This window comes from Pseudoxanthomonas wuyuanensis (genome assembly GCF_900215535.1).
Lineage (GTDB): Bacteria > Pseudomonadota > Gammaproteobacteria > Xanthomonadales > Xanthomonadaceae > Pseudoxanthomonas_A > Pseudoxanthomonas_A wuyuanensis.
The window spans coordinates 353,623-360,748 of sequence record NZ_OCND01000005.1 but is presented as its reverse complement, the minus strand read 5'-3'; the positions used below and the strand labels follow the sequence as shown (position 1 = coordinate 360,748).

Genomic DNA, 7,126 nt, shown 5'->3' with positions numbered 1-7,126 from the left:
GTGGCCTGGCGCTCGCGCAGGGCGAACCGGCGCAGACCAGCGGCAAGCAGGAGCGCTACGAAAACCTGCTCAACCAGTACCTGTTGCGCTGACGCTGCGGGCAGGGTCCGGCCGCGCGTGCCGGACCGCCGGAGCCACGGCCGGCGTTGGCCCGCACGCCGGTACAAGACGCAACTGCGAAGGGAGTGAGGCTATCGATGTCGGACATTCTTTCCAGCACCGCGGTATCGCCACGGCGGCCTGTCCATCAGGGCCGGCGCCGGGACTTGGCCGTGGCTGGCCGGCGCAGCCTGGCGGACGCGTGCGGGGACTATCGCCGCAGGCCGCGGAATCCGCGCCGCGGCATTCCAGGATCAGCCGTTCTTGCCGCGCTTGCGCGCCGACAGCGGCGCCACGGAGTCGCGCGTGATGAGCCGGTGCGGCACCACATGGTCGACCAGTACGCGGGTACTGCGATCCCTGCGGCGGATGCTGCGCAACAGGACGTCGATGGCGGTGTTGGCCATCGAGGCGATGGGTTGATGGATGGTGGTCAGCTCGGGCCATACCGTCGTCGCCGCCGACGTGTCGTCGAAGCCCACCACCGACAGATCGCGCGGCACGTCCAGGCCGCGGCGGTGCGCCACCGAAATCGCGGCCGCCGCCATGTCGTCGTTGCTGGCGAAGATGGCGGTGGGCGGCTTGCGTTGCGACAGCAGCTTCTCGGCCGCCTTCAGGCCGGACCGGTAGGTGTAGTCGCCCTGTTGCACCAGGCTGTGGTCCAGTGCGATGCCGGCCTCGTCCAGCGCGGCCTGGAAGCCTTCGAAACGGCGCGCGCTGGCGCTCTGCTCGGCACGGCCCTTGATGAAACCGATGCGGCCATGGCCCTGCGCAATCAGGTGTTCGGTGAGCTCCTTGCCGGCGCGGAAATCGTCGATGCGCACGCAGGAGATGTCTTCGCTGAAGCGGCCCGAGGCGATCGCGACCACAGGCACTTTCGCGCGGATAAGCTCCATCACCGCCGCCCGGGAGTCGCAAAGCGGCGGCGGCAGGATCACCCCTTCCACTTTCTGCGCCAGCGCCCGTGCGGCCTTGCGTTCGGCTTCGGGATCCAGATCGTCCCAGTAGTCGATGACCAGCTGTATGGCCGTGCGCGAGGCGACGCGCAGCAGGCCGACCAGCAGCTCGCGCAGGTAGGCGCCGCTGGGATTGGTGTAGATCAGCGCGATGCGCGTGTGCTGCGCGGCGGCAAGCGAACTGGCGGCAAGATTGGGCGTGTAGTCGAGCTCGCGTACCGCGCGCATGACCTTTTCCCGGGTGGTATCGCGGACTTTTCCTTGCCCGTTGACCACGCGCGATACCGTCATCGGCGAAACGCCCGCCAGTGCGGCCACCTCGTCGATGGTGACGGCGCGGCTCTTGCGGCGGACGGATTTTCTGGGTTTTTCCAACGTTCGTTTCCTAAATCGGCCGGCGACCATCGGCGCCGCCAGGCAGACACCGTGTTGCGCGCGTCGCGGAGCCCCAATGAAACTTGAGTCGGCGCAGAATGCGCAAACGCTGAGGATGTTACCGTTAACCGGCGGGGCGGGCGACAGGTTTCGCCCTGGCGGCGGGTGCGCCGTTGCGGCGGGAGCGGCGATGTTCCGCCGCATCGTCGCTGCGGCCGGGGCGGCGGCTGTTGCCGCATGCTGGTTGGCCGGCATGGCGTATGCGCCGCAGGCCCATGCGGAAGACGGCTACGACCTGTGGCTACGCTACCGGCCGGTCCAGGCGGAGCGGACGGGAGACTACCGCGCGCAGGCCGCGCAGCTGGTGGCCGCTGCGGCCACGCCCACCCAGGCGGCGGCGCGGGACGAGCTGCTGCGGGGATTGGCGGGGTTGCTGGGCACGGCGCCGCGGCTGTCGGAAACCGTCACCCGCGATGGCGCGGTGATCGTCGGCACGCCTTCGTCCTCGCCATTGATCGCCAAGCTCCGGTTGCACACCCTTGCATTGGGACGCGAGGGTTATCTGATCCGCAGCGTCTCGGTGGAAGGCCGCCAGGCCACGGCGATCGCGGCCAACGACGACATCGGCGCGCTGTACGGCGCATTCCACTTTCTGCGCCTGCTGCAGACCGGCCAACCGCTGCAGAATCTGGACATACGCGAGTCGCCGCGGGTGAAGCTGCGTGTGCTGAACCACTGGGACGACCTGGACGGCCATGTCGAGCGCGGTTACGCCGGTGCTTCGATCTGGGACTGGCACAAACTGCCGGACTGGCTGGATCCCCGCTATGCCGACTACGCGCGCGCCAATGCCTCGCTGGGCATCAATGGCACGGTTCTGAACAACGTCAACTCCAAGGCACTGAGCCTGACGCCGATGTATCTGGAAAAGGCTGCGGCGCTGGCGGAGGTGTTCCGTCCGTATGGCATTCGCGTGTTCCTGAGCGCGCGCTTCAGCGCGCCGATCGAAATCGGCGGGCTGGAAACCGCCGACCCGCTGGACCCGGAAGTCAAACGCTGGTGGCGCGCCAAGGCCGGCGAAATCTACCGGCTGATCCCGGACTTCGGCGGTTTCCTGGTCAAGGCCAACTCCGAAGGCCAACCGGGCCCGCAGGACTACGGCCGTTCGCACGCCGACGGCGCCAACATGCTGGCCGATGCGCTGGCCCCGCACGGCGGCACGGTGATGTGGCGCGCCTTCGTCTATTCGCACGAGGAACCGGACGACCGCGCCAAGCAGGCCTATAGCGAATTCGTGCCGCTGGACGGCAAGTTCCGCGACAACGTCATGGTCCAGGTGAAGAACGGCGCCATCGATTTCCAGCCGCGCGAGCCGTTCCATCCGCTGTTCGGCGCGATGCCGAAGACGCCGCTGATGATGGAGTTCCAGATCACCAAGGAATATCTGGGCTTTGCCACCCATCTGGTCTATCTGGCGCCGATGTACCAGGAAACGCTGGAAGCCGACACCCATCGGCGCGGCCCAGGGTCCACCGTGGCCAGGGTGATCGATGGCTCGCTGCATGGTTACGCGTTGACCGGCATGGCCGGCGTGGCCAACATCGGCGCCGACCGCAACTGGAGCGGTTCGCACTTCGACCAGGCCAACTGGTACGCCTATGGCCGCCAGGCGTGGAATCCGTCGCTGGAGGCCCGCGATATCGCCGAGGAATGGGTGCGGATGACGTTCTCCAACGAGGCCGATGTGGTCGCGCCGGTGGTCGGCATGATGATGGGTTCGCGCGAGGCGGCGGTCGACTACATGACCCCGCTGGGCCTGCACCATCTGATGGGGCGTGGCCATCACTACGGGCCCGCGCCCTGGATTGAAGGCGGCCCGCGCGCCGACTGGACATCGGTCTACTACCACCGCGCCACCGGCGAAGGCATCGGTTTCGACCGCACCGCCAGCGGCAGCAACGCCGTTGCGCAGTACGCGCCGCCGGTGGCGCGCCGGTTCGGCGATCTGGAACAGGTTCCGGAACAATTCCTGCTCTGGTTCCATCATGTGCCATGGGACTACCGGACGCGCTCCGGCCGGCCGCTGTGGGACGAACTGGTGCACCGCTATACGCGCGGCGTCGATTACGTGCGGCAGATGCGCGAAACCTGGCGCGGACTGGATGGCCGTATCGACGCGCAGCGCCATGCGCAGGTGGCGGCCTTCCTGGCCATCCAGGAGAAGGAGGCGCAGTGGTGGCGCGATGCCAGCATCGCCTATTTCCAGACCTTCTCCGGCCGCCCGCTGCCGGCCGGCGAGGCGCCGCCGGCGCATTCGCTGGACTACTACCGGTCGCTTGAGTTTCCGTATGCGCCAGGAGACGGACGATGACCGCGCGGGCCTGCAGGTGGCTGCTGCCGATGGCGATGGCATGCCTGCTGGCGTGCCCATCGGCGGCGCAGGCAGTCGAAGGCGGCGAGGCGCCGCTGCTGCATGCGATGTTCCAGGATCACGCGGTATTGCAGCGCGACCGGCCCATCCATGTCTGGGGCCGTGCACAACCGGGCGAGGAGGTGAGACTGGCCTTTGCCGGAAAGCGCGCGCGCGGCCGTGCCGGCAGCGACGGGCGTTGGCAAGTGCAGTTGCCGGCGCTGAAGGCGGGCGGTCCGCATGCGCTCACCGTGAGCACGGACAGCGGTGCGACCCAGACCGTGCATGACGTGCTGGTGGGCGATGTCTGGCTGTGCTCGGGCCAGTCGAACATGGAACTGCCGGTCTGGCGTTCGCTGGATGCGCGCGCCGAGATCGCCGGCGCGGGCAGCGACAGCATCCGCCTGCTGACCGTACCGAAGGCCGGCAGCGTGAGGCCGCAGGACGGCTTCGCCGAGCCGGCGTCCTGGCAGCGGACCACGCCGGACACATTGCGCGACTTCTCCGCGGCCTGCTTCTACTTCGCGCGCGAATTGCAGAAGCACGTCGATGTACCGATGGGATTGATCAACGCCGCCTGGGGCGGTTCCCGCATCCAGGCCTGGACCAGCGGAGCGGCGCTGCGCATGACCGGCGGTTACGACGACGCACTGGATGTACTGGAGCAGTACGCTGGCGATCCGCTTGCCGCAGCCGAACGCTGGGGCGGGATCTGGAGCCGGTGGTGGCAGGGCCGCGCCGGTACGGCCGCCGGCGATGAGCCCTGGAGTTCCGCGCCTGCGGCCGCTGCGGGCTGGCGCAATGCGCCGCGCGAGCTTGGCCCGTGGGAACAATGGGGGGTGCCGGAACTGGCCGCGTACGACGGCATGGTCTGGTACCGCACCACGGTGAAGCTGAGCGCGCAGCAGGCGGCACAGGATGCGGTACTGGCGCTGGGTCCGATCGACGAAACCGACATGACCTGGGTCAACGGCCGCGCCGTCGGCAGCACCTACGGGCCCGGCGCAGGACGCGAATATCCGTTGCCGCGGGGATTGCTGCGCGAGGGCGACAACGTCATCGCCATCAACGTGCTGGATACCTACCGCGATGGCGGCATCGCCGGGCCTGCATCGGCGCATGCGGTGCGGCTCAAGGACGGCTCGCGCATACCGTTGAGCGCTGGCTGGACGTACCGCGCTGCGCCCGGATTCGACTGGCCGCCGAGCGCGCCGTGGCAGTCGGCCGCGGGGTTGTCGACGTTGCACAACGGCATGATCGCGCCGCTCGGCCGCTACGGCCTGCGCGGCGCGCTCTGGTACCAGGGCGAATCCAACACCGGCAACGGCGCCGGCTACGGTGCGTTGCTGCAGACCTTGCGGGAAGACTGGCGGGCACGTTTCGGTGCCGATCTGCCGCTGCTGGTCGTGCAACTGGCCGGCTACGGCATGCCTGCCGCGCAAACGGGCGAAAGCGACTGGGCGGCACTGCGCGAGGCGCAGCGACTGGCCGCCGCCGAAGATCCGCGCACCGGGCTGGCGGTCGCCATCGACATCGGCGACCGCTACGACATCCATCCGCCCAACAAGCAGGAACTCGGCCGTCGCCTGGCGCGCGCGGCGCGGCATGTGGTCTATGGCGAAAAGCTGCCGCCGTCCGGCCCGGTGCCGCTGGCGGCCAGCCGCGAAGGCGAGGCGGTGGTGGTGAGTTTCGGCGATGTCAGCGGCGGCCTGGCCGCCTACGGCGCCGACCAACCGGTCGGCTTCGAGCTGTGCGCCGCCGCCGCCGGTACCTGCCGCTACGCCCGCGCCGAGATCCGCGGCAACCAGGTGTTGCTGCGCGCACCGCTGGCGGCGCCGGCGGTGCGCGTGCGCTACGGCTGGGCCGACAGCCCGGTCGTCAACCTGTTCGACGGTGCCGGCCTGCCGGCAGGCCCGTTCGAAATACCGATCCCGCCGGCCCACCCATAACGAGCCATTCCATGAGTACGCAGACCGCCTCCGAAACACCCGCGCAAGGTTCCTTGCGGGATCGCGAGATCGTCGATGCCAAGGTCATCGTCACCTGTCCCGGGCGCAACTTCGTCACCCTGAAAATCACCACGCGTTCGGGCGTCACCGGCTTGGGCGATGCCACCCTCAACGGCCGCGAACTGGCGGTGGCGTCCTACCTGCAGGACCATGTGGTGCCCAACCTGATCGGCCGCGATGCCGGCCGCATCGAGGACCTCTGGCAGTTCCTGCATCGCGGCGCGTACTGGCGCCGCGGCCCGGTCACCATGACGGCCATTGCCGCCGTCGATGTGGCGCTGTGGGACATCCTGGGCAAGATGGCGGGGCTGCCGCTGTACCAGCTGCTGGGCGGCCGTTCGCGCGAAGGCGCGCTGGTGTATGCGCACGCCAATGGCCGCGACATCGCCGAGGCCAGCGATCAGGTCGGCATGTACCGGGAACAGGGCTTCCTGGCCATCCGTGCGCAATGCGGCGTGCCGGGCGTCAAGAAGGCCTACGGCATCTCCACCGGCACCAAGCCCTACGAGCCGGCCGAAAGCGAACTGCCCGCCGAAACGATCTGGAATACGCCGCGCTACCTGGAAACCGCGCCGCGCCTGTTCGAGCAACTGCGCAAGGATCACGGCAACGAGGTCGAACTGCTGCACGACGTACACCACCGGCTGACGCCCATCGAGGCGGCACGGCTGGCGCGCGACCTGGAACCGTACCGCCTGTTCTGGCTGGAGGACGCCACGCCGGCGGAGAACCAGAAATCGTTCGAGCTGATCCGCAAGCATTCGGTCACCGCGCTGGCGGTGGGCGAGGTGTTCAACTCGATCTGGGACTGCAAGCATCTGATCGAAAACCAGCTCATCGACTACATACGCACCACGATCGTCCATGGCGGCGGCATCACCCATGTGCGCCGGATCGCCGATTTCGCCGCCCTGCACCAGGTGCGCACCGGCTTCCACGGCGCTACCGATCTGTCGCCGGTATGCATGGGCGCGGCGCTGCATTTCGATACCTGGGTGCCCAACTTCGGCATCCAGGAATACATGTTCCATTCGGATCAGACCAACGCGGTGTTCTCGCACGATTACGCATTCCGCGCCGGCCGCCTGCATGTGGGCGATACGCCGGGGCACGGCGTGGACATCGACGAGAAGCTCGCCGCAAGGTATCCGTATGCTCCGAAGCAGCTGCCGATCGCGCGGCTGGAAGACGGCACAATGTGGGATTGGTGATGGATAACATTCAAAATTCTCTCCTGTTCTCGCCATCCCGGCGCCTGCCGGGAGCCAGCGCCTTGA

General features: G+C 68.2%; 4 protein-coding genes. 3 read left to right on the top strand and 1 reads right to left on the bottom strand.

Translation table 11 applies throughout. The features are described from left to right. Positions 1 to 353: 353 nt before the first annotated feature. Positions 354 to 1,430 (bottom strand): LacI family DNA-binding transcriptional regulator, encoded by a 1,077-nt coding sequence (locus CRO39_RS12610; protein WP_097122285.1) that lies wholly within the window; start codon positions 1,428 to 1,430, stop codon positions 354 to 356. 190 nt (positions 1,431 to 1,620) lie between these two features. On the opposite strand from CRO39_RS12610, the gene CRO39_RS12605 reads away from it, so the two are divergent. The 3 genes from CRO39_RS12605 to manD are packed head-to-tail and all read left to right on the top strand — an operon-like array spanning position 1,621 to position 7,060. Next, a complete protein-coding gene (locus CRO39_RS12605) occupies positions 1,621 to 3,801 on the top strand; it encodes an alpha-glucuronidase family glycosyl hydrolase (protein ID WP_097122284.1) in 2,181 nt (726 codons plus the stop codon). Further along, the gene (locus tag CRO39_RS12600) at positions 3,798 to 5,789 is read left to right on the top strand and encodes a sialate O-acetylesterase (RefSeq protein ID WP_425479693.1); all 1,992 of its coding nucleotides are present in this window, start codon (positions 3,798 to 3,800) and stop codon (positions 5,787 to 5,789) included. Before CRO39_RS12605 ends, CRO39_RS12600 begins: the two co-directional genes overlap by 4 nt. A gap of 11 nt (positions 5,790 to 5,800) precedes the next feature. Next, on the top strand, positions 5,801 to 7,060 hold the full coding sequence (manD, locus tag CRO39_RS12595) for a D-mannonate dehydratase ManD (RefSeq protein ID WP_097122283.1): 1,260 nt from the start codon (positions 5,801 to 5,803) through the stop codon (positions 7,058 to 7,060). Positions 7,061 to 7,126: the final 66 nt, after the last annotated feature.

Bases quoted from the DNA above. Each gene is read 5' to 3' on its own strand.
- CRO39_RS12605 (WP_097122284.1), top strand. From the start codon at position 1,621: ATGTTCCGCCGCATCGTCGCTGCGGCCGGGGCGGCGGCTGTTGCCGCA.
- CRO39_RS12600 (WP_425479693.1), top strand. From the start codon at position 3,798: ATGACCGCGCGGGCCTGCAGGTGGCTGCTGCCGATGGCGATGGCATGC.
- manD (WP_097122283.1), top strand. From the start codon at position 5,801: ATGAGTACGCAGACCGCCTCCGAAACACCCGCGCAAGGTTCCTTGCGG.